Source organism: Streptomyces sp. NBC_01689 (genome assembly GCF_036250675.1).
GTDB lineage: Bacteria > Actinomycetota > Actinomycetes > Streptomycetales > Streptomycetaceae > Streptomyces.
The window spans coordinates 9449546-9471574 of the sequence record NZ_CP109592.1 but is presented as its reverse complement, the minus strand read 5'-3'; the positions used below and the strand labels follow the sequence as shown (position 1 = coordinate 9471574).

Here is a 22029-nt window from a genome sequence, read left to right as displayed (position 1 = left end):
CCTGCCTCTTTCGCGCGTCCGCGGCAGCGCCGAACGTGGGGACGTGCCCGGGTCGAGACCGGGCGCGGAGCCTTGCAGGAACACGCGGGGCTCCGCTGAGACAGTGAGAACGGAGCATCCCGTGACCAAGACCACCGTTGTCTTCGACAGCGCCGGCATTCCGCTCGTCGGCGATCTCTACACCCCCGACACACCGGCGACGGGTCCCCGTCCGGCCGTCGTCGTCGGCCACCCCGGCAGCGGGGTGAAGGAGCAGGCCGCCGGCCTGTACGCGCGGCGCCTGGCGGAGCAGGGGTTCGTCACGATCGCGTTCGACGCCGCCCATCAAGGCGAGAGCGGGGGCGAGCCCCGCGGTCTGGAGGACCCGGCCCAGCGCGTCGAGGACCTCAAGGCCGCCGTCTCCTTCCTCACCACACGCAGTGAGGTCGACACGGAACGCATCGGCGCTCTGGGGATCTGCGCCTCCGGTGGCTACGCGCTCGCCGCCACCGCGGGCGGTCACCGCATCAGGGCTGTCGCAACGGTCAGTGCCGTCGACGTGGCCCGTCAGTTCCGTCTGGGGGCGGACGGAACACAGGATCCGGCCGTGTTCCAGGGGATGCTGGACGCCGCCGCGCGGGCGCGCACCGTAGAGGCCCGAGGTGAGGAGCCACCAATCCTGGTGCTGTTCCCCGACACCGCCGACGAAGCCCGCGTCCTCGGCGGGGACCACGGCGCCGAGGGCTTCGAGTACTACCGCACCCCGAGGGGCCGGCATGATCGCTCCGCGAGCTTCTTCACCTGGCCGAGCATCGACAGGATGGCGACGTTCGACGCCTTCGCCTCGGTGCCCCTGATCGGCGGACGGCCGCTGCTCATGATCGCGGGATCGCGCGCCGTCACCGCGTGGATGAGTGTCGAGGCCTTCCAGCGGGCCACCGGACCCAAGGAGCTGTACTGGATCGACGGCGCGAGTCACGTGGATCTCTACGACAGGAAGCAGTACGTGGACCCTGCCGTAGAGAAGCTCGCCACCTTCTTCACCGAGTCCCTGGACCAGCGGGCCTGAACGCACCCTGCTGGAAGGTGAGTCGGGCGGTCGACGCCGTCGTCGGACGGCACCGCCACGAACCCGGGCGTTCTGTGGGGTGACGGTCCCCCGTCCCCCGTCTGTCACCCGATCACGACGGGGCCTGCCGGGTGATCGGGTCACCCAGCCGTACCGTCCCTGGCTCCAGTACGTCCAGGTACACCCCGAGGCAGGCCAGCCGCCCCAGGTCGAAGACGGGTACGCGGTGTGCGTGGGCGATCGCACGCATGATGGCGGTATCGGCTCCCAGCTCGTCATGGCCGAGGGTGGGCACCACACAGCGGGGTGTGGGCACCACCACGAGAAACAGTGCCTCTCCCACACGGACCCGGCAGTTCACCCAGGTGTCCTCCACGAACCCGTGCCCACTGCCGGTGTCGACGACCAGGTTCGGCCGGAAACGGCGGGGATCGAAGTCGATGTCGGGAAACCGGGCGCGGAGACCCGCCAGGGAGGACGTCGTGACGAGGTGGACTCTGCCGAAGTCGAAGAACGTGCCCGCGGCGACCTTGCCGACGGTGATCGCCTCACCCGTACCGTCCACGGAGGCCGTCGCCCGCACGACGTCCGGGACACCGCCCTCGTACCCGGGCACGGCGCGCTCCAGTGTGCTGTCCGGCGGGGCACTGTCCGAGACGAACACCTGCCGGCCCAGCAGCTTGGACAGCCGCGCGTCCAGATCGGGGTCTCCCGCCGGGAGGTTCACCCCGTCGGGCAGTTCGACCCGGACCTCACCACTGTCGGTCAACCGGCTTCGGCAGCGCAGCAGTTCTCCCCACTTGCGCGGATGCTTGGCGCTCCCGATCGCGCCCCCGTCATCCATGACGGCGAAGCTCCGGTCCCCGGTGAGCCCCGCGGGCGTCACGGTCACGGAGAGCAATGACTCCCCCAGCGTGGACTTCACCGGATACCGGTACAACGCGGCTACGGTCCCCATGGAGATCAATCATGGCACCGTCCACGACATCGCGACCAGATCATCGACGGGGCTCTCATCCTCTGGGGAACGGGCAGACCGGCTCCGAACGGCGATCTTGGATGCCCAACTGCCAACGCATCGACTGAACTCGTCCGAACGAGGGCCGCGCCGGCACGTCGAGCGCGACTCGCTGACCATTGCGGAGTGAACTTCAGCGTCGGCACCCTGTCGTGTTACACGCCGTCGTCGAGGGCATACAGGTCTCGGCTTCGTGGCACGCCTTCCACCAGGTTCAGGATCGCATCGTGGAGGAGACCGTTGGTGGCCAGTACCGTCATGTCGCCCTCCAATACGGGGCCGCCGCCAAGGTCCGTCACCTGGCCGCCGGCCTCCGAAACAATGACGGGCATAGGGGCCACGTCCTCGTAGCCCATGGGTGGTCCGGCGATCACGACGGCGTCCGCGCGACCGGTGACGAGGTCGACGATGCAGCCCATCGACGCCATCAGGAACACCTGACGATGGAGAGCCGTCAGGAGCTCCTCGGGCCAGCCGGCCGGATTGAGTGCCTGAGTCCTCGCTCCACGGGCGCTGGTTCGCCGGGTGACTCGGGCGAGGTGGCCCGACTTCAGGTCGGGGCTCTCCCCGGTCATCACCCAGCAGCCCAGCCCCCGTCCGGCTGCGACCATCTGTCGGCTCATGGGCATGTTGATCACCCCGACAGCGGGACCGTACTCGTCCTCGTAGGCGATGTCGTTCGAGAACAGCGGCCACCGGCGAGTGAACGACGTGGTGCCGTTGATGGGATCGATGATCCATCGTCGACCTGACACCCCGGCGGTCGAGCCCTTCTCCTCTCCGAAAATGCCGTCCTCCGGCACACGGCGGGCCAGCTCGTCCCTGACCAGCTCTTCGACTGCGAGGTCGATCTCGGTGACCTCGCTGCCGTCCTCCTTGCGGCGACTTCCCCACTCTCCGAAGAAGCCCTGGGCGGACACCTGACCGGCCCGCGCGGCCAAGCCGACGGCGAAGTCGAGGAGTTCTCCATCCGCGGGCGGAACGTCGAATGCGTGATCCATCCGGTGAGCCTGTCACGAAACACCGGTCCGCAGTACAACATGACTCCGCGAGTGCCGTAAGGTCGGGAACGCGCAGTCTGCCGGGGTAGCGGCGGCGCTGTTCAGGAGAGAGTGACGGGAGCGGAGCCACGCGCTCCCTGATGGATGCCGACGATGACGGACGACAACTCGGTGGCGTTTCCGGCAGGGCAGTCGGGGCTCATCGTGAGGATCCCCGAGGCGGAACTCGCTGTTCGAGCATGGCGCGAGCGTCTGGACCCTTCGGCCCGTGCGGGTGTTCCGGCCCATGTCACGGTCCTCTTCCCGTTTCTCGACGCGAGCCGTATCGACGAGGCTGCCTGCGCTGCCATCGGAGAAGTGATCGGGCGTCACCGGCCCTTCGAGACCCGGTTCGGGCACTGCGGTCGATTCCCAGGCATCTTGTACGCCGTCCCCGAACCCGCCGCTCCGTTCCGCCGACTCACCGAAGCGATCGCGGACCGGTGGCCGGAGACCCCACCGTTCGGCGGCCGGTTCGATGAACTCGTCCCGCATCTGACGGTAGCTCAGGGCCAGGAGGACGCCGTGCTGGCACAGGCCGAGGCCGACCTTCAGAGCCGACTGCCCGTAACTGCCCATGTCTCCACGGTCGACCTCATGGTCCATGACGGAACACGGTGGCAACGGAAGGCGTCGTTCTCGCTCCGGTGAGCATGCTCCGCGCCTGCAAGGTTCTTACGCTGCTGAGGAGTTCCGGCCCAGGACCGCCGGCCCACGGCTGTTGGTGTCCCGTCCTGTCAGACGCTCAGTCGATGCCGTCGGCGCGGAGCGGGTGCCGAGTGACAAATGAGGTCGACGTGGATCAGTGCGGTAACCGATCATGCGTGCATGCCCCTGAGAGACACCCTCGCCCGAGTCGATGCGGACCTGGCCGCCGGTCGGATTCCTGTCGCGCGTCAGCGCCTGCGCGGACTGGTCTCCTCCTTTCCGAACGATCTGGCGCTCCGCCGACGTCTGGCCGAGGTGTACCGCCTGTACGGAGAGCCCGCGGAAGCGGGACGCTGGATGTACCTCGAACAGGACCGGGACACAGACGAGACCATCGCCTTCGAGCGGAGGTACCCCACGGCTCAGCGGCGTATGCGGGCCCTTGCGTGGCGGGGCCCGGAGGCGCCCGCCCCATCTGCCTTTGCCAGAGAGCAACTTGTCGCCGTCAGGGAAGACTGCTCCCATGTCACGGGACGTGCCGTCGCACGGGAGAGCGTGCCAACTGTCGAAGTGGGCGACGGCAGGGGATCCGCCGTTGCCGGCTTCCTGGCGGGGGCTGGATGCCTCGTGGCGACCCTCGCGTTCCTCGCGATCTGGGTGAACGGACTCGTCGCTCTCTTCGACTGATTCAGGGCGTCGGAAGCCGTGGAGGTGCGCTCGGGGCGTCGTGACGCTCCGGAAACGGACGCCTTGGCATCCGTCAACTTCCGCACCCAAAAGCGCGGTTCGGGCAGAACTCGCCTGGCTCCCGGGCCCGGCTCCCCCTACGTTCAGCGGCATGGTAGACGACTGCTTCGCGCATCCACGGCTCGCCGCGATCTACGATCCGCTCGAACCGGACCGCGGCGATCTCGATGCGTATGTTCGGATGGCTGAGGAGTTCAGGGCGCGTCAGGTGCTGGACATCGGTTGCGGGACGGGAGTGTTCGCGCTCCTCCTGGCCGCCCGCGGGATCGAGGTCGTCGGGATCGATCCCGCCCCGGCCTCCATTGCTGTGGCTCGCGGCAAGGCGGGCGGTGAACGCGTCCGCTGGATCTGTGGTGAGGCGGCGGACCTCCCGCCGCTGCAGGTCGACCTGACGACGATGACGGCGAACGTGGCGCAGGCCATCGTCGATCCGCGCGGGTGGCAGGAGACGCTGCGCGGAGCCCGTCAGGCACTGCGGCCCGGCGGCGGGCTGGCCTTCGAGACCCGTGATCCGGCCGCGCGCGCCTGGGAGGAGTGGACCCGCGAGTACTCGTACCGCGTCTCGGAGATCCCCGGCGCCGGATCGGTCGAGTACTGGGTCGAGTTGCTCGATGTCAGTGCGCCGCTCGTGACGTTCCGCCAGGTCTATGTGTTCGCGTCGGACGGACAGGTGCTGACCTCGGACTCGACACTGCGATTCCGAGAGCGGAATGAGGTGGAACGGGATCTGATCACACACGGCTTTGTGCTGGATGACGTGCGCGAAGCTCCTGACCGGCCCGGAAGGGAATTCGTCTTCCTGGCACGACGGCCCTGATCGTCGGGGAGCCGACACCCCGGGACGCGATCCCATGGCCACCGCCCCGCCCCGCCCCGCTGGATCTCCATTCTCACCGGCCAACTCCTGAAGTCGGCCGACAGAGAGGCCCGTTGTGACAGATGCCGCCCTCCGCCTCCCTGCCCGGGAACAGCCACGCCCCCGCCAGACGTTGCCACCAGCATGACGACGAATACGCCCAGGCCAGAGGTGCTGCGATACACCGCTTTCTCCAGCGCCCCCGACGGAGGAAACCCCGCCGGTGTCGTTCTGGACGCCACCGGGCTGGACGACGGCGACATGCTCGCGATCGCCGCCGACCTCGGATACTCGGAATCCGCGTTCCTGACCGCGCCCCCGGAGGGCCTCGGTGGTGTGAAGGACCGGGCGTACGGCATTCGCTACTTCAGCCCCAAGGCCGAGGTGCCGTTCTGCGGGCACGCCACCGTCGCCACAGCCGTCGCCCTCGCCGAGCGGATCGGTCCCGGGGAACTGGTCTTCGCGACGCGCGCCGGGACCGTTCCGGTGGAGGTGTCCGAGAAGGACGGGGTGCTCCGGGCCACGCTCACCAGCGTCGAGCCGCACATGGAGGAGATCGCCGGGGTCGACCTCGTCGAGGCAATCGCCGCGCTCGACTGGGCGGCCGCCGATCTCGACCCTGCCTTCCCGCCCCGCATCGCCTTCGCCGGTGCGCGCCATCTCGTTCTCGCGGCGGCGACGCGCGGCCGCCTCGCGGATCTCGCCTACGATTTCGCGCGCCTCGAAGCCCTCATGCACCGCCTGGACCTGACCACGGTCCAGTTGGTGTGGCGGGAGTCGGCCACCGTGTTCCACGTCCGTGACCCCTTCCCCGTCGGCGGGGTCGTCGAGGACCCGGCCACCGGCGCGGCAGCCGCGGCGTTCGGCGCCTACGTCCGTGATCTCGGCCTGGTCCCGGCGGACGCCGTCCTCACCCTGCACCAGGGCGCTGACCTGGGCCGCCCCGGCGAACTCACGGTGACGCTGCGCGCCGACGACACACGCGTGCGAGTGGGCGGCGCGGGAGCTCGCATCGGCTGAACCGCGGGCATGACGGTGGCACGGGCATGACGGCAGCGGCGGCGTCACGGCAGCGTCGGCACACGTCGTCGCGCCGCGCGGACCGGCCGCTCGTCCCGGCACGTGAACGCGCGGGCGTCGCATACTCAGTTGGGCTGGGGAAGCCACAGCGGGGCGCTGCTGCCGCGCGGGAGAAGGATGTCGCGGAAGTGTCCGGGGGTGCCCGGCATGACGATCTGGTCGGTGACGCCCTGGTAGTGGCCGCAGGGCGTTTCCGCGGTGAAGGTGTCGGGGTCCAAGTAGGCGTGCGCGGAGGCGGGGTCGGGGTCGAGGACGATCGCGTGGGCGTGGTCGCGGTCGAAGAGGCCGAGGCTCTGCTGTGCTGATGTACGGCAGGGCGGGTGTGCTGGTCGGGCCTGCCGCGATGGCGTCCTCGCCCTCCATGAGCATGATGCCGGTGAGCGCGCCGGCGGTCTGGTCGAAGCCGACGCGATGAGCCCAGGGTCCGGTCTCGCCGGCGAGGTGGATGCTGACGTGGATGATGCCGGGTCGGACGGCCGCGGCCTCCTCGGCGCTGAGCCCGATCTCCGCCAGGTAGCAGGGGCGGCGGTTGGCGTAGAAGATGTCGGCGCCGCGCAGGAGTTCGCGGGATGCGGGCGGTGAGTTCGTCGGTGCTCATGGGTTCCGCGATCTCCGTGGTGGCGTGGGGAGGGATCTGTCCGGGTGGCGCGCGGGTCAGGGGGTGAAGGTCTCGCCCAGGGCCCGCATCACGGCGATCTGTTTGCGGTCGCGTTCGGCGGCGAGTTCGTCGACCGTGCCGCCGAAGTCCTCGGCCTGCTCGGTGAGCAGTCGCCTGGTGGGTTCGTCGAAGGCGACCTTCTCCTGGGTCATTCCGGCCCAGCGCCGCTCCATGCCGACGCCGAGGTGGCTCATGAAGTGGGGCAGGCCGCCCTCACCGCCACCGAGGTGGAAGGAGCGGAAGGGCCCGGCGACGGCCCACCGTTGGCCGATGGAGGAGGTGACGACGTCGTCGAGCTCCTGCATGGTGACGACGCCCTCGCTCACCAGGTACACGCACTCGCGGAAGATCGCCGCCTGCAGCCGGTTGGCGACGAAGCCGGGGACCTCCTTGCGCAGCACCTGCGGGCGCTTGCCGAGGTCGCGGTAGAAGGAGCGGGCCCGTTCGACCGTCTCCTCGGAGGTCCGCTCGCCCGGCACGACCTCCACCAGCGGCACCAGGTGCGGTGGGTTGAAGGGGTGCCCGACGACGAGCCGTGCCGGGTCCTTGAGGACGGTGGCGATCTCGGTGGCGGGGATGCCCGAGGTCGACGTGGCGAGCAGGGCGCCGGCCGGAGCGGCGCCCTCGATGGTCTGCCACATCTCGTGCTTGATCTCCAGCCGCTCGGGGCCGTTCTCCTGCACGAGGTCCGCCTCGCGGACCGCGGTCGCCAGGTCCGGCTCGAAGGCCGGCCGCGCAGTGAGCGACGTGGTGTCCAGCCCGAGTGCCTTCAGCGCGGGCGTGGCCTGTGCGACGTACGTGCGTACGGCCTCGTCGACGCCCGGCTGCGGGTCGCTGACGGTGACGGACAGGCCGCGGGCCAGGAAGAGCGCGGCCCAGGAGGCACCGATGACGCCTCCTCCGACCACGGTGACCTTGCTGATTCCGGCGATGCTGCCGTTCTGGGACATGCGGGACACCTGCTTTTCTTCTTCCGGCGCGTCTACGTGACGGGGAGGTGGGGCGGAGGTGCGGTTCCCGAGGCCGCGGGGCGCTGCGAGGACGTGGGAGGCGCGGCGATCGGTGAGGACGTGGGAGACGCGACCGACGATCAGGCCAGGTAGTCGTGGACGACCCGGGCGCGGCCCAGGGTCAGGTCGGTGAGGATGTGCGAGGCGGAGACGACCTCCAGGACCGGCAGGTCGGCCAGCGGGGCCAGTGCGTGGGCCATCAACTGCAGCCGGGCGGGCCCGCTCCAGGCGCCCTTGACCGCGAGATCGCTGATCCGGGTCCGGACGAGTTCACAGATGCGCGGGGTGCCGTCGTAGTGCGGGAGCTTCTTGAGCATGAACGTCGGCAGCGTCAGCTCCTCGCGCGCCTTCTCGATGGCCAGCTGCCGGTGCTTGTAGCCCATGGTCGCGCGGGCGACCGGCAGTGAGCCGTAGTCCAGCGTGCCGACGAGCGTGTCCTGGTCGACGTGGAGCCGGGGCCGGCCGAGCTTCTTCGGGAAGGCGCCGATCTCCCGGCCGCTGGCGATCGCGGGGAAGTTGTCGACGTACATGGACAGGTTGTACTCGCCCGTCTCGCCTTCGTACTCGACGAGGGCGAGTTGGCCCGACTCCGTGTAGTCACCCAGCCCGGTGACGTCAGGCATCCGCATGACCTCGAAGCGGACCAGTGGCTCCGCGACCCGCAGCGGCTCCGGCACGACCCGTTCCAGGGCGCCGGGGTCCGTCCGATAGGTGATGTTCAGGTACTCGCGGTCGGTGAAGCGGTACGGCCCCGCCGGAAAGGCCGGGGCGTCCAGTGGTGTGCTCGGTGCGTGGACGACGTCCTCGAAGCGCATGACACTCGCCTGCCTCTCACGTCCCGTTGATTGACATAACGACATTAAGCGGATGAACCGTCATACACACGTCCTTGGGCGAGTGTCCCGGGGTGTTCGGCGGGAGCCGGGCGGTCCGGATGTCCATGCACCCGCGGTGCGCGGCCGCCACCGGCACCTCTGCCGCTGTCGCTGACGCTGTGGCCACGGGCTCGCGGGCCGAGCCGTTGGTCCCGCCAGAAGGGTCTGGCGCCCCGCCCATTTCCATTCGACCTGTCCCGAGGGCGCCACCGCGCCGGGTGGGCCGGCGCCGCAAGGGGACCTGGCCCGGCGACGGCCGGTGCGACCGAACCACCAACCGTGGCAGGGTGGTCCGCGCCCGTGAGCCCGCCGGAACGCTGCGCCGAGTGGTCCTATGCGGCCTTCACAGCGTGCCCGGCGCGATGCGAACGGATGCCCGTGTCGCCGCCAGTACAAGCGCCGCGGTCAGCCCCGGAGGGATGTGCCGGCGGGTAGTGGGCGCGGGCTCGTCGCCAGTACCCAGGGCTCGCGGGGAGGGCGTCCCCACGAGGGGGGGCCGACCGTTGCGGTGTTCCCCGTAGATGATCACCACGGTCTTGCGGAACCAGCCGGCACCCGGCAGTGAGGGAATGCCTCACAGCCAGGACGCCCACCCACAGCCCCCCGCACGCGAGGTGCACCTCGGACAAATGATCACGGCCCTATCGGCTGGCGCGGTGTCTGTCGACCGGACCTAGCTCGCGGCCGCGGTAGTTTCGGCGTGCCGCGTCTCCATCGCGGCGATCACCCGCTGCCGGGCAAGCCGCCGGGCCTGGCGGAGCTTCGCGTCGGCCAGCAGGAGGGGCACGTACCAGATCCATCCCCACACGCTGTACGAGACCGTCCCGCTCAGCACCAGCGCCTTGTTGGTGACGAAGACCAGCACGAAGGTGGCGACGTACGCGGCCGCCCGATGGCGGATCATGAACCGCAGCGGGGCTCGCCACGGCCCGGCCAGCAGTTCCAGTGCGGCCGCGACCTCGGCGGCCCGCAGGTCCTCGGGATGCGCGGGCGCCTGACCTCCTTGGTCCAGGGCCTGTGCGACCTCGGCGCTGTGCGACGTCAGAGCCGCCCGCTCGGCGCGCGCGGTCGCCGTCTTCTCGCGTACGTCCTGCCAGTACCCCCGCCCCGCCCAGCTGAGCGCCTCTTCCACCCGTACCGCCTCGGGCGAACCCTCAGGAGCCAGTACGGCGATCCGGTCCTTGAGCGAGGCCGCACGACGGCTGCGCCCGGGATACGTCCACGCGTCCGCCCGCAGGCACAACTCCAGGTAGGAAACGAGGAGTCCCAGGTCGTCGGGGCTCCGTACGAGCCCGGCCTCGTAGGCCTTCTCCGCCTCGGCGTCGTGGTCGTCCTCGTCCTCCGCCGCGTGTGCGAGACCGAGCCATCGGTAGAGCACGGGATCGGGCCCGAGTTCGTCCAGGCCCGCTTCCGCCACCTTGCGGACCTGCGCGAATCCGCCCACTGCGAAGAGCTCCTCACAGCGGCTCACATATGCGTCCTGCGTCAAACTTCCCACCCCAGTCGATCAACACGGCCACTTTCAACCACGAGAACCCCCTGGTCAAGACATGTCGACGTCGAAGTGACCGCGGGACTCACACCTGGTCGTCGCCGCCGTACGAGGAGTTCGGCGCCCGTGACGGACTCGCTCTCCACGAACTCCACAAACCGGAGGACGCGGCCGTCGCAGCCGTCGCCTCGGCACGGTCGGGTCGCGCCCCCGCCACCCCCCGACCCCGATCCACGGTGCCTGCGGGCCCAGCGCAGACGCACGAAGCAACCGCCTGGGCCCCACTGACGCACCGGAACGCTCTCAGCCACCCTTGCGTTCGATGACGGTCGCCAGGCGCGGGCGGTCCTCCTTGCAGCGTGGCGCCACCGCGTCGAAAACTACATGGCGGCGGGCCGGCCCAGCCCGTCGAGGTCGGCCAACTTCTGCGCCGGACCGGGTGCGTTGCCCGTCGAGGGCGTCGACGCGGGCCTGCTGCGGCTCGTTCCAGGTGTGGCGGCTGCTGCCGAAGTGCGGTGCCCCCCGGCATCGTCGACCCCGGCGGCGCACCCCCACGTACTGGATGGCGTACGGCACGGTGGGGATCACGCGCTCGGTCGGGAGGGGGCGGCGCCCGCAAGCACGGCTCCGGACGGGTTCAGCGGGGCTCGTGGGCCGCCAGTCTGCAGGCTCCGTTCGCGGCCCCGCCTGGTACTCCGGCCGCGGTGAGTCCGTTCACGCAGCCCTGGAGGTCGCCGCTCACACCGAGGTGGCACGCCGACGTGATGCTGCCGCTGTCGCCGGCACCAGCCTGGCCAGCCATCCGGGTACAGGCGGGAATGTCCGCGTGGGCGGCGGGGACGACGAGAGCCGCGGTGCCGAATGCGAGGGTCAGGCCGGTAAGGGCAGCGGCGACGTGGGTCGACATGGACATGGGCCTACCTGCCTTCGGAGATTCTCAGGCGTCTGAGGTGTCGCGCCGGAAACCGTCCGGGAACGGCGCCGAGCCGCTCTCACACTCGTGCTCGGCAGACGCGGGGTGGCCGCGGGGTGGCCCTTCACAGTCACGTGAGGCGGACATCACCCCAGGGTGCTGGGGGCGCGGGTGCTGCGTAGGCGCGCCACCTGATGCCTCTACCGTACGACGCGGGGCTCCTTGCCACGAGCCGACCAGAGCGGCCCAGACACCCGATTCCCGTCACGAATGGCGGCGCCCACGTGGGCCCCCCTCCGCCACCGGCATCGCGTCGAGTTCGCGCCGCCTCACATCCGGGACCTCAGCACGTCGACCTCACAGCCCGGCGCGAAGGGGTCGAAGCCGTGCTCCGTCAGCCAGCGAACAATCAGAAGGCTTCGCAACGACCACCACGCCTGGATCACGTCGAGGTCGACGTCGGTGCCATAACCGGCGATGACGTCGTCGAGGTGCTCCTCGTGCCCGAGGGTGAAGGTGGCGAGGTCGTACAGGGCGTCGCCCTGGCCCGCCTCGGACCAGTCGATGATGCCGGTGACCTCACCGCCGTCGACGAAGACGTGCGCGATCTGCAGGTCGCCGTGCGTGAACGCGGGAATCCACGTCCGGAGCGCGGCTTCGGCGACCTGGCGGTTGCGGGTGACCAGGTCGACGGGCAGGACACCGTTCGCCACGAGGCGCTCGCACTCGTCGTCGAGTTCCGCCGTCAGCGCGACGATGTCCCGCCCGGCCCCGCCGACCCGGGCCGGCAGCGGCGCGTCGTGCAGCTTGCGGATGGCGGCGCCCGCCGCGGCCCATGCCGCCGGCGACCCGGTCGACGGTCCGCCGAGGCGCCCGAGCGTCGTCCCCGGGACCGCGGCGAGCGCGAGCACGGGCGGCTTGCGCCACAGCACCTCCGGGGTCGGGACCGGCGCGAGGGACATCACCTCGACCTCGACGTCGATGCGCGACTGATCGGCGTCCACCTTCAGGAACACGTCGCCGACCCGCAACGTGGCGCGCTCGGAATGGGCGACCACGACCTCGACCTCGTCCATGGGCGTCCAGTATCCCGGGGACATCCGCCGACGTCGACGGGATTGTCGTGCGCGACCGAGCGGCTCAATGGAGTTCGGGGAGTTCGCCCGTCGTCCCGTACCGGTCGAGCATCGCGATGCTCCGCGCGTGGCGGTCGTCCCCGGAATACAGGGTCTTCAGGAGGATCTCGACGAACTTCGTCGCCTCCTCCCGGGTGTGCATGCGCGCACCGATGCCGATCACGTTGGCGTCGACGTGTTCCCGTCCACGGGCGGCCGTCTGTTCGTTCCAGGCCGGCACGGCCCGTTCGTCGGCAGGGTCGGACCAGCCCGCTTCCCCAGGGGAACGGCTGCGAGCTCCGGCGAATCGGCAGGCCAACGCCCAGGACATCGGTCAATCCCTCACCGCCCCCGTCGCCCCCGGCCTCACCGGCACCACACACCAGTGCACCGCACTCCCGTCAAGCGATCACCACTGCCTGAGGGCTCCTGGCAGCCTGTCGCTCACGGACGCGGCGCCGGAGACGAGCGGACCGCTGCATTCCGAGGCGACTCGGACACGGACGCCCGATCTGCGGGGAACGGACCAGGCCGGCGAATTCCGCCGCTCCACCTGAGAGGTCCGCTATGAGAGGTCCGCTATGAGAGGTCCGCTCCACCTCCATGAGGAAAGAGCGGAACCATTGCGATTCGAAACATCGGGATCGAATGGGTGAGCATTTGGAGTACCATCCAACTATGGTTCAGAAGACAATTACGGTCTACACCGACGACCTCACGGGTAAAGAGCACCCGGAGATCTCCACTCACGAGTTTTCACTGAATGGTGTAAAGTACGAAATCGATCTGTCACCGGACAGTTACGACGAGCTCGCCGATGCCCTTGCCCGCTTCATTCAGGCAGGCCGGAAGACCGGTCGCACGAAGGTGAGCAAAGGCCGCAGGGCCGACGCCGACGGCCCCAGCGCCGTTGAGATGCGCACCTGGGCGCGGAGCAACGGGTACGAGGTCAACGACCGCGGACGGGTCCCGGCCAACGTCCGTGAGGCCTTTGAACAGGCCAATTGACAGACCACCGGCCCCCGGCGCGGAGCTGGGGGCCGACAGGACTTCATACGTCAATGGCGGGTCGGTCCGGCACAGCGCTCCCCTTGGCCCTACTAGTAGAACGCGGCCGACTCGGTCGGCCCGACGGTTGGATCAGCCCGGCTTGACCGCCCGCGTCGCAAAGTAGTTCGACATGTAGGGAGCGGACGCGTTGGACTGGTGCGGCGCTTCCGCGAAGCCGGTGAGGACGAAACCCGCGGCGAGTTGCCCGCCGATCTGGTCGGTGAGGGTGTGGCTGTATTCCAGAGCGGCATCCGCACCGAACTTCGTGGCGCGTTCTTCGGCGGAGTACTGCGTGACATCGCTGTAGGGCAGCTTGTGCACGACGATCAGCTCGCCGCGCTCGTCGAGCGCCTCGTGGTCGAACAAGTACGCATCAGGGTTGAGGAAGCCCGCGAGCAGAGTTCCGCCGGGTCGCAGGACGCGGAAGCACTCACGCCACACCGGTGCCACGTCCGGTACGAACAAGTTGGAGACCGGATGGAACACGACGTCGAACGTTGCGTCGCCGAAGGCGCTGAGGTCGCGCATGTCGCCCAGGACGGTGCGGAGTTCGAGTCCGTCACGCGCCGCCACCATCTGGTCCTGGCCGAGTTGGCGGGGTGAGTTGTCGAATACGGTGACCCGCGCGCCCGCGGCGGCGAGGATCGGACCCTGCTGGCCACCGCCGGAGGCGAGGCACAACACGTCCTTGCCGGTCAGGTCCGTCGGCAGCCAGGAGCGGTCGACCGGCTCACGCCCGATGAGAACGATCGACCAGTCGCCCGCGCGAGCGCGCTCGACCTCCTCGGAACTCACCGGCGTCGACCACTCGTTGCCCTCTTGGACATACTTGTCCCAGGCTGCCCGATTGTGGGCGACCGGGTCGACAACAATGTCCTGCACGTTGAACCCCCTGCTCCAGTCGAGCGGACACCTGCGGTACTGACAATTCGGTGCCGCCAGCCAACACCATGGCAGGGTGTGGGCTCAACGAAATTGGCGGGCATCGAGGTGTCCGAGAGCTCGACGGAGGGTCGCTCAACGCGTGCGTGAGCGCTGGGGCGGCAGTTCCTCGGGGTCAGTTCAGTGCCAGCACGCCCACCGTCTGGTCTCCGCTGGTCTCTCCTGTCGGCTGGAAGCCGAGTGCCAGACAGAAGCCTGCTGGGCCGTCTGCTCCGGGATGCCACGTGGTCGTCAGCCGGGTGCCGCCTCGTCGCCGGATCTCGCCGGCTACGGACTGCACTGCGAAGCGTCCGTAACCTCGGCCCTGCTGCCCGTCCGCGATGTCGAGCCGCCAGAGTCCGGAGCGGAAGTCGGTGCCTTCGCCGGTCCAGTCGATGGCGAAGAATCCCATGAGTGATCTCCTGCAGCGAGGCTGTCATGTCTGCACTCCAGGCAGGCGCTGCAAGCAATTTTCGGAACGTATGGCCGATGATGTGCCGACTGACGTGTGCTTCATGGCGACCGCCCGACGGACGTCGTCCCCCGGCCCTTCGAGGGCGAAGAAACGGGGACTCATGGAAACGATGGGGCCGCCCTGCTTCGCCTTGCTCGACCCTGGTGGCTCACTGAATCGAGGGCGACGGCCTATAGCAGCAGACCAGGGCGCGGACTCCCCGCGGCGCCCATCACCCCTGGCATCGATGCCACGGTCGTGTTCGCGACCTCGATCGGCGTGCCGTTCGTCGCTGCTGGACCTCGGTGAACGGGGTGCCGTGCGCAGCCGCCGACGGGGGCGGAGCAGCTGCGCACGGCCGAGAGCTCCCCGTGCTGTGCAGTGCGTGGCGGGGCGCTCGCCAGCATCGTGACATGCGGAGGGACGCGGTGGCGCGTGGGGCGTGGCAGCTGTGTGACAGCGGCCCGATCGAGGCTGGTCGTCAGGCGTGCGGACGCGGCCTGTGCCACGAGGGAAGGGCGCGGCCGGTCGCGCAAGAGGAAGTAGGACGCCGGCCTGCTTTGGTGCCGACCATACGTCGCACAGTTCCGCCGCCTTGGCCGTAGGGCTGGGGCCCCGCCCCCTGGAATCGTGTCATGTACGGCAAGAGTGCGGGTCCGACGTCTGCCGACTGCGGCCGACGTCGTTTCGAAGTCGGCCTCCCGACTTCGAGGGGCCGGAGCGGGTCCGCTCCACAGCACGGCGGCGCGTCGCGCCGTCCGAAGCGGAAATTCGACTGGATAGTGATGCGGTATATGTAGATATGAAGGGAACTGCATCATGGCGACCGCCCTCATCCACTCCGACGCGACCGAACTCGCCGAGCTGATCCGCACGAGGAAGGTCTCCTCCGTCGAGGTGGTCCAGGCGCACCTCGACCGGATCGAGGCGACCAATCCTCGCGTGAACGCGATCGTGACGCTCGCCGACGGTGCGCTCGACGCTGCAAAGGATGCGGACGCGGACCTCGCGGCAGGTGTACCGGTGGGTCCGCTCCATGGCGTGCCCTTCACCGTCAAGGACGGCTTCGACACCGCAGGCGTGCTCACCCAGCGCGGTTCGCCGGTCTTCGCGGGGCGTATCCCCAGCACGGACGCCACCGCCGTGGCGCGCTTGAAGCGGGCGGGCGCGATCCTGCTGGCGAAGACGAATCTCCCGGAGTTCTCGTACTGGGTCGAGTCCGACAACCTCCTGACGGGCAGGACGAACAATCCCTGGGACCTCAACCGCTCGTCCGGAGGTTCGAGCGGCGGGGAGTCCGCGGCCATCGCCGCCGGGATGTCGCCGCTCGGTCTCGGCAGCGACCTGTCCATCTCGGTGCGCGGGCCCGCTGCCGACACCGGTATCGCAGCGCTCAAGCCGACGCACGGGCGCATCCCGATGACGGGATTCTGGCCGCGGGCACCGCGCCGTGACTGGCACGCCGGCCCCATGGCCCGCACCGTCCGCGATGTGGCGCTGGCGTATTCGCTGGTGGCGGGCCCTGACGGTATCGACGGGTTCTCCGTGCTCCCGCCCGAGTACGACACCGGGCCGGGCGTTTCACCGGACCGGAGCGTCCGTGTCGGCTGGCTGGTCGATTCCGGGCTCGGCCCGGTCGACCCGGAGGTCGCGGCCACCGTGCGGAACGCGGCCGACGCATTGCGGGGGTCGGGATTCGGGGTCGAGTCCGTCGACATCCCGGCTCTCGAACGGGACAACCCCCTCGACCTCTTCTCCCGGCAGCACATCATGGAGATGAAGCCGGCCGTCCAGGAGATCACCGCAGGTCACGAGGACGAGATGTTCACCTACTCCAAGACCCTGCTCGCCACACCCGACAGGTCCGTGGAGGACTACGTCCTGGCCGAGCAGGGTGTCGAGCGGCTCCGGGACGGCTTCGCGGAGTACTTCCACGAGCACGACGTCCTGCTGCTTCCCGTCACGACGATCCCCGCACACGAGCACGCGCTCGGAGAGTTCGTCCTCGATGGCCAGACGGTCGGCCCCTTCCACGTCAGTTCGACGACCGTCCCGTTCAGCCTGACCGGACTTCCGGCCCTGTCCATGCGGTTCGGCACGACCAGCGACGGCATGCCCATCGGCGTGCAACTGGTCGGCGCCTGGTACGCCGAGTCGACCATCCTGCACATCGCCTCACTGCTGGAGACACTCAGCCCGGTCCGAAACCAGCACCCCGCCCTCTGACGGCCGGGACCGGGCGCGCGGGTGGGGCCTCGGCATCCGCGTCCCGTTCCGCATTCGACGGCCCCGGCATCTGCTGGTCGGCACCGGAACACCCGCAAAGATGCGCCGCGTTGGAAGCGGGTCATCCGCGCTCGCGCCTCCGCTGGTCAACGGCCGCGCCTCGCCCGATCGACCCAGCGTCCGAGACCGCGTCGTGATCGGCGAAGGCGCGGCCGACGGGACCTGCGGACCTCTGCCCCCGCGCGAGCGGTTTCGCCAGGGCTTCGCCTCCAGTGACCGTCAGGCGACAGGACCGGCGCCTTTCGCTCCGCTTGAGCTCGGATCTCCACGTGGGAATCGTGGGCCGTGACACGGAACGCCTCCTCGTACGAGGCCAAGGCCGCACTCATCGCCCCGCCTGCGAGGCCACGGCGACGCACACGGGATGCCAGCCATACGAAGAAGCCCAGGACGACGGCGAGGATCGCGACGAAGATCAGGAATGGCAGGAGTGCGCCCACAGGAACGAGTCTGCTTCCCGGCTGTGCTGGAGTCTTCGCGAGGGAGGGTACCGCTGCACCCCCCTGACCGGACGGTCGGCCGACCGAGCGTCCGACCTGGCGGTTTCGCCGTGCGGAGCGCTCGCGGGATGGTTGGTCGGCTCCGGGGCCTTCCCCCGTGAAGGTGGGCACGCGGTTATTGATCACGCGGCGAGCGTGAGCTTAGCGGTGTGGTGTCGGTGTTCGTATTCGTTGGGGCTGAGGTGGCCGTTGGCGGAGTGCCGGCGGCGGGTGTTGTAGCGGGTCAGCCAGGCGAAGACGGTCCGGCGGCAGGTGGCGGCGTCACCATAGTCGTGGGCGCCCTGGAGGGTCTCGCGTTTCAGGGAGGCGTGGAAGCTTTCGCAGGCCGCGTTGTCGGCGCTGGTGCCGACCGCGCCCATCGAGCGGGTGACCCCGAGCTGGTCGCAGAGGCCGGCGAAGGCCCGGGATCCGTATTGGGCCCCGTGGTCGGAATGGAACACGGCGCCGTCGAGGCGGCCGCGGGTCGAGGCTGCCATCCGTAGCGCGTCGGCGACCAGGCCGGTGCGCATGTGGTCGGCGATGGACCAGCCGACGACCTTGCGGCTGAAGCAGTCCAGTACGGTCGCGAGATAGAGGAACTCCCCGCCGGCGAGCGGGAGATACGTGATGTCGCCCATGTACTTCCGTCCCGGATCGGCGGCGGTGAAGTCCCGCTGGAAGAGGTCCGCAACCGGTGAGGCTGCCGGGTCCGGGACAGTGGTGCGCACGCGTCTGCGCAGGCGGATGCCGGTGATCGAGAACGTCCGCATGATCTGGGCGACCCGCTTTTCGTTGACCCGCCGTCCTTTCTCGCGGAGCTCGGCGGTCACTCGCGGGGAGCCGTAGGCGCCGCCGGACTCGCCGTGGATCTCGCGGATCTCCTCGGCCAGGATCCGGTCCTTGTGCTGCCGGGCGGCCCGGGCCTCGGCGCCGGCGAGCCACTTGTAGTAGCTGGACCGGTTCACGTCCAGGACGTGGCAGAGCCGCTTCACCTCGTAGGTGTCCCGGTGGTCGTCGACGAACTGGAAGCGGCTGATCACCAGTTCGTCTCTCCGGCGAAATACTTGGCCGCCTTGCGGAGGATGTCCCGCTCGGTCGCGAGCTTCCGCTCACTCGCCTCGAGCTCGGCCACCCGGGCCTCCAACTGCCGGATCCGCTCGTCCGGAGCGTCGGAGGGCACCGCCGCCCCCGGTTGGACGGCCGGCTTTGCAGCCGTGGCGGTGACACCGCGGCGTTCGCGGTCCCGCAGCACCCACTCGCGCAGGGTGGCCCGGTTGATGCCCAGGTCGGCAGCGATGCTCTTGTAGGTGGCCCCGGGTGTGGACTCGTACAGGGCCACGGCATCGGCCTTGAACTCGTCTGAGTAGTCCTTCATCGCCATCGGCGGTGTTCTCGCTTCCTCCGGATCAAGCAGATCCAGTATCAGCGTGTCCACCACTCAGGGGGAGGCCCCCCGTACCACGGCCCGGACTTCGAGCACCGGCCCCGACCTCATGCACAGACCTCGGCGTCATCCCGCCGACTATCGTGGCACGCGTCGGGTTGCCGCCGCCATGCGGTGCGCGGGGTGACGGAACAAGGCAGGCATCAGCCGGCACCCCGGGGCGGGTTCATCGGCCGGCGGTTCTTGGGAGAGGGGGGCGCGGCGGACCATGGGCGGCAGACCACTCGTAGTGGCAGTGCGACGGGGAGACACGGAGTCCGTGGTCGCGTTGCTGGAGTCGGGGGCGGTCCCGGACACGGTCACGGACGACGGCCTGCCGGTGTTGTGCCTGGCGGTCACCGCCTACGACGCCGCCGTCGCGAAGGCGCTCGTCGAGGGCGGCGCTGATCCGGACCGGCGACTGCCGGACGGAACGACTCCGCTGAGGCGGGCGGTCGACGGCGGCTCTCCGGCGATGGTGGAAGCCGTGCTGGGCCGAGAGCCCCGGCTACGCCTCCCTGAGGCGGAGAGGGCGTATCTGCTCGCCCTGGCCCGGCACTGGTACGAGATGGGCGCGGAGAACGAACTCAGGCGCAGGACACGTGGGTTGGGCCCCACGTGCCGCGCATGGGTGATGGACGACGAGTACGCTCGCGCGTCGCAGGTGACGCTCGACGGCCTCACGGTCCGCGACGGGCACGGTGCGATCCTCACCGCCCTGGAATGGGCCTTCCGTTTCCTGACACCCGTCGACGAGTTGGTGGCCAGGGCCATGGCACGGGGTGACCGGGACCATGTCGACCGGTCGGCCGCCCTGTGGGTCCTCAACGAACGCCGCAGCAAGCAGACCTGGTCGGCTCTCACGGCACACCGCCACAGCCCGGATCCCGAGCATCGCCGATTCGTCCTCGACGTCCTGCACGGTCACCTCCTGTCGCCGACGAGTGGGCGGAACTCCCACGAGAAGGAGACCGCCGAACTGCTCGTCGCCTGGGCCACGGAGGGGGAAGCCGACTCTCGCGTCCTCGCCGACGTGCTGCGCGTCCTGAGCGAGACGGAGCACCGGGAATCGCCGTCCGTGGGACTGCGGTACGCCGGTCACCCGTCCCCGCAGGTCCGCGCCCAGGTCCCCGACCTCCTGCTCGGCCTCGGCGAGGGCACACCCCTCCGTCCACTCGGCGCGGCGGCCCGAGCAGCGCTGCTGGTGCTCGCCCGGGACAAGGACCGGACCGTCCGTGCCCGGGCCGCCCGGACACTGGTCGTTGCCGACGACGTCAGCCCCGGCCTGACCGACGCAATCGTCGAGTTGCTCCGGGACCCGGAAGCCGAGGTGCGGGCCCGCACGGCCGAGGCCCTCGCGAACAGCACGAACCGTGGCACGGTGGTCGCCGACGCCCTCGCGGCCCTGCTCGACGAGGAGGACTTCACGATGCGGCTCGACGCCGCCTACGGTCTCCTTCGGCGAGACGATCCGCGCACCGGGAAGGCGATCGAACGGCTCGCACCGCTCTCCCACCCAGGCTTCGAACACGACCCCCGGCTCTCGGCGCTCTGGAGGTGGAAGTGGAACCGTGACAAGCGCGCCGCCTCCGGATGACACCGGGGCCTGGACGATCCCTGCGGCGTCGCTGCCGTCACGCCCGCGCCCTGACCCTCAGCGCCGTGAACTCGCAGTGTTCTGATGCTGGTTGCGGCCACAATCCACCAAATCCGCATACCGCACGGTGAAGCCGGTCACCCCGTCGTCCGGTCGCGGCCTGGACACCGGGCCCGGGCATCCAGGTCCTCCTGCCGCACCCCGGTCGGCCGGAAGATCCCAAAGCCCTGGTCCGCGGGCGACGTTGCGGGAGAGAATAGCCGCCATGACCTCCGAAGGCTCCTCCATCGACCCGGCCAAGCCGAGCATCGCCCGCGTCTACGACTACCTGCTCGGCGGCAAGGACAACTACGCCGTGGACCGTGAGATCGGCGACGTGTTCAAACGCGACCTGCCCGGATCGGTGGCCATCGCCTTCGCCAACCGCGCGGCCCTGACCCGGGCGGTCAGGGAGATCGCGAAGACCACCGGCATCCGACAGTTCATCGACCTGGGCAGTGGCCTGCCGACCGCGGACAACGTCCACCAGGTCGCGCAACGGCACGCCCCCGAATCCCGGGTCGTCTACGTCGACATCGACCGCCAGGTACTGGTCCACGGCAGGGCCCTGCTGGAGAACAACGACCGGACCCGCGTCGTCGCGGTCGATGTGCGCGACCCGGAAGCCATCCGCACTCACCCCGACACCCGGGAACTCATCGATTTCACCCGTCCCGTCGCCGTCATCCTCAGCGCCATCCTCCACCACGTCAACGACGACGAGGACCCGGCCGGCATCGTGCGCTACTGGCGGGACCACGTCCCCTCCGGAAGCTACTTCTTCGTCAGCCACTTCCGCTCCGGCAACAACCCGGAGACCGAGGAGGCCGAGAAGGTCCTCCAGCAGACCTTCGGCCGCGGCCGGTGGCGCACCGACGCGGAGATCGCCGCCCTGCTGGACGGCCTGGAGATCCTCGACCCCGGGATCGTGCCCGCGTCACTGTGGCGTCCCGACGAGACCGACAACCCGTGGAACAGCGGCGAAGCACGAGAACTCACGGTCTGGGAACACCTCATCGCGGCCGGTCTGGCCCGGAAGGCCTAGACCTGATTATTGGCTGAGGATCGCCGGTCAGCTGCGCCCATGACCGGCTTCGCCCAGCCAGGTGTCCGCCGCCGGGCGCGGCGCCGGTGCGTGGAGGGAGCGGGGCGTCCTCGATCACCGCCCGCCGCGCGGCTGGTCCTCGTGGACCCCCGAGACGGGGATGCGGAAGCCCGTGAACGACACGCCGCCTTGCGCCGTCCGGTCTGCCGCTGGTCGGCGGCTGTCGCCAGTTCCC

General features: G+C 69.6%; 19 protein-coding genes and 3 pseudogenes. 9 read left to right on the top strand and 13 right to left on the bottom strand.

The features are described from left to right. Positions 1 to 43: 43 nt before the first annotated feature. Entirely contained in the window at positions 44 to 1048 is a 1005-nt protein-coding gene (locus tag OG776_RS40590; protein WP_443077337.1) for an alpha/beta hydrolase, read from the top strand. Positions 1049 to 1160: 112 nt separating this feature from the next. On the opposite strand, the gene OG776_RS40585 is transcribed toward OG776_RS40590, so the two are convergent. Next, positions 1161 to 2006 carry an MOSC domain-containing protein gene (locus tag OG776_RS40585; RefSeq protein ID WP_148007324.1) on the bottom strand — a complete coding sequence of 282 codons (846 nt, stop codon included), beginning with the start codon at positions 2004 to 2006 and terminating at the stop codon, positions 1161 to 1163. 215 nt (positions 2007 to 2221) lie between these two features. Then, positions 2222 to 3067 (bottom strand): inositol monophosphatase family protein, encoded by an 846-nt coding sequence (locus OG776_RS40580; protein WP_148007325.1) that lies wholly within the window; start codon positions 3065 to 3067, stop codon positions 2222 to 2224. A gap of 153 nt (positions 3068 to 3220) precedes the next feature. Between OG776_RS40580 and OG776_RS40575 the strand changes: the two genes are divergently transcribed. From OG776_RS40575 to OG776_RS40560, 4 genes are all read left to right on the top strand, one after another. Next, positions 3221 to 3757, top strand: coding sequence for a 2'-5' RNA ligase family protein (locus tag OG776_RS40575; RefSeq protein WP_148007326.1), 537 nt, complete (start codon positions 3221 to 3223; stop codon positions 3755 to 3757). A 177-nt stretch (positions 3758 to 3934) separates the two neighbouring features. Continuing rightward, entirely contained in the window at positions 3935 to 4441 is a 507-nt protein-coding gene (locus OG776_RS40570) for a DUF6584 family protein (RefSeq protein ID WP_148007327.1), read from the top strand. A gap of 151 nt (positions 4442 to 4592) precedes the next feature. Next, a complete protein-coding gene (locus OG776_RS40565) occupies positions 4593 to 5318 on the top strand; it encodes a class I SAM-dependent methyltransferase (RefSeq protein WP_148007328.1) in 726 nt (241 codons plus the stop codon). Positions 5319 to 5501: 183 nt separating this feature from the next. After that, positions 5502 to 6377 (top strand): PhzF family phenazine biosynthesis protein, encoded by an 876-nt coding sequence (locus OG776_RS40560; protein ID WP_148007329.1) that lies wholly within the window; start codon positions 5502 to 5504, stop codon positions 6375 to 6377. A 125-nt stretch (positions 6378 to 6502) separates the two neighbouring features. Here the strand turns inward: OG776_RS40560 and OG776_RS40555 are convergent, their stop codons facing one another. From OG776_RS40555 to OG776_RS40525, 8 genes and pseudogenes are all read right to left on the bottom strand, one after another. Then, a complete protein-coding gene (locus tag OG776_RS40555) occupies positions 6503 to 6655 on the bottom strand; it encodes a hypothetical protein (protein WP_222723764.1) in 153 nt (50 codons plus the stop codon). 142 nt (positions 6656 to 6797) lie between these two features. After that, positions 6798 to 6995: pseudogene (locus OG776_RS42550) on the bottom strand (CoA transferase); the annotation flags it as partial. Between the two features lie 96 nt (positions 6996 to 7091). Then, positions 7092 to 8045, bottom strand: a complete 954-nt coding sequence (locus OG776_RS40550) for a 3-hydroxyacyl-CoA dehydrogenase NAD-binding domain-containing protein (protein ID WP_148007330.1) — start codon at positions 8043 to 8045, stop codon at positions 7092 to 7094. A gap of 140 nt (positions 8046 to 8185) precedes the next feature. Next, entirely contained in the window at positions 8186 to 8920 is a 735-nt protein-coding gene (locus tag OG776_RS40545) for an acetoacetate decarboxylase (RefSeq protein ID WP_148007331.1), read from the bottom strand. A 733-nt stretch (positions 8921 to 9653) separates the two neighbouring features. Continuing rightward, positions 9654 to 10451, bottom strand: coding sequence for a hypothetical protein (locus tag OG776_RS40540; RefSeq protein WP_329326612.1), 798 nt, complete (start codon positions 10449 to 10451; stop codon positions 9654 to 9656). A gap of 658 nt (positions 10452 to 11109) precedes the next feature. Next, positions 11110 to 11385: a hypothetical protein gene (locus OG776_RS40535; protein ID WP_148007257.1), complete on the bottom strand. Its 276-nt coding sequence runs from the start codon at positions 11383 to 11385 to the stop codon at positions 11110 to 11112. Between the two features lie 329 nt (positions 11386 to 11714). Beyond that, complete coding sequence (locus tag OG776_RS40530; RefSeq protein ID WP_148007258.1) at positions 11715 to 12461, bottom strand: phosphotransferase family protein; 747 nt, start codon at positions 12459 to 12461, stop codon at positions 11715 to 11717. 64 nt (positions 12462 to 12525) lie between these two features. Further along, positions 12526 to 12747: pseudogene (locus tag OG776_RS40525) on the bottom strand (RpiB/LacA/LacB family sugar-phosphate isomerase); the annotation flags it as partial. Positions 12748 to 13178: 431 nt separating this feature from the next. Between OG776_RS40525 and OG776_RS40520 the strand changes: the two are divergent. Further along, positions 13179 to 13508 (top strand): histone-like nucleoid-structuring protein Lsr2, encoded by a 330-nt coding sequence (locus OG776_RS40520; protein ID WP_148007260.1) that lies wholly within the window; start codon positions 13179 to 13181, stop codon positions 13506 to 13508. Between the two features lie 132 nt (positions 13509 to 13640). Here OG776_RS40520 and OG776_RS40515 read toward each other — a convergent pair whose 3' ends face one another. Both OG776_RS40515 and OG776_RS40510 read right to left on the bottom strand, forming a co-directional pair. Continuing rightward, positions 13641 to 14432 (bottom strand): class I SAM-dependent methyltransferase, encoded by a 792-nt coding sequence (locus OG776_RS40515; RefSeq protein WP_148007261.1) that lies wholly within the window; start codon positions 14430 to 14432, stop codon positions 13641 to 13643. A 175-nt stretch (positions 14433 to 14607) separates the two neighbouring features. Then, positions 14608 to 14886 (bottom strand): annotated as a pseudogene (locus OG776_RS40510) (GNAT family N-acetyltransferase); the annotation flags it as partial. Between the two features lie 858 nt (positions 14887 to 15744). Between OG776_RS40510 and OG776_RS40505 the strand changes: the two are divergent. Continuing rightward, positions 15745 to 17151, top strand: coding sequence for an amidase (locus OG776_RS40505; protein WP_148007262.1), 1407 nt, complete (start codon positions 15745 to 15747; stop codon positions 17149 to 17151). Between the two features lie 682 nt (positions 17152 to 17833). Here the strand turns inward: OG776_RS40505 and OG776_RS40500 are convergent. Further along, positions 17834 to 19071 (bottom strand): IS3 family transposase gene (locus tag OG776_RS40500; RefSeq protein ID WP_443077368.1). Its coding sequence is split into 2 segments (ribosomal slippage): positions 17834 to 18741 and positions 18741 to 19071, totalling 1239 coding nucleotides; the frame shifts between segments, so codons are not numbered across the junction. Between the two features lie 271 nt (positions 19072 to 19342). Between OG776_RS40500 and OG776_RS40495 the strand changes: the two genes are divergently transcribed. Then, a complete protein-coding gene (locus tag OG776_RS40495) occupies positions 19343 to 20710 on the top strand; it encodes a HEAT repeat domain-containing protein (RefSeq protein ID WP_329326611.1) in 1368 nt (455 codons plus the stop codon). Between the two features lie 256 nt (positions 20711 to 20966). Then, positions 20967 to 21794, top strand: coding sequence for an SAM-dependent methyltransferase (locus OG776_RS40490; protein ID WP_329323821.1), 828 nt, complete (start codon positions 20967 to 20969; stop codon positions 21792 to 21794). Positions 21795 to 22029 lie beyond the last annotated feature (235 nt).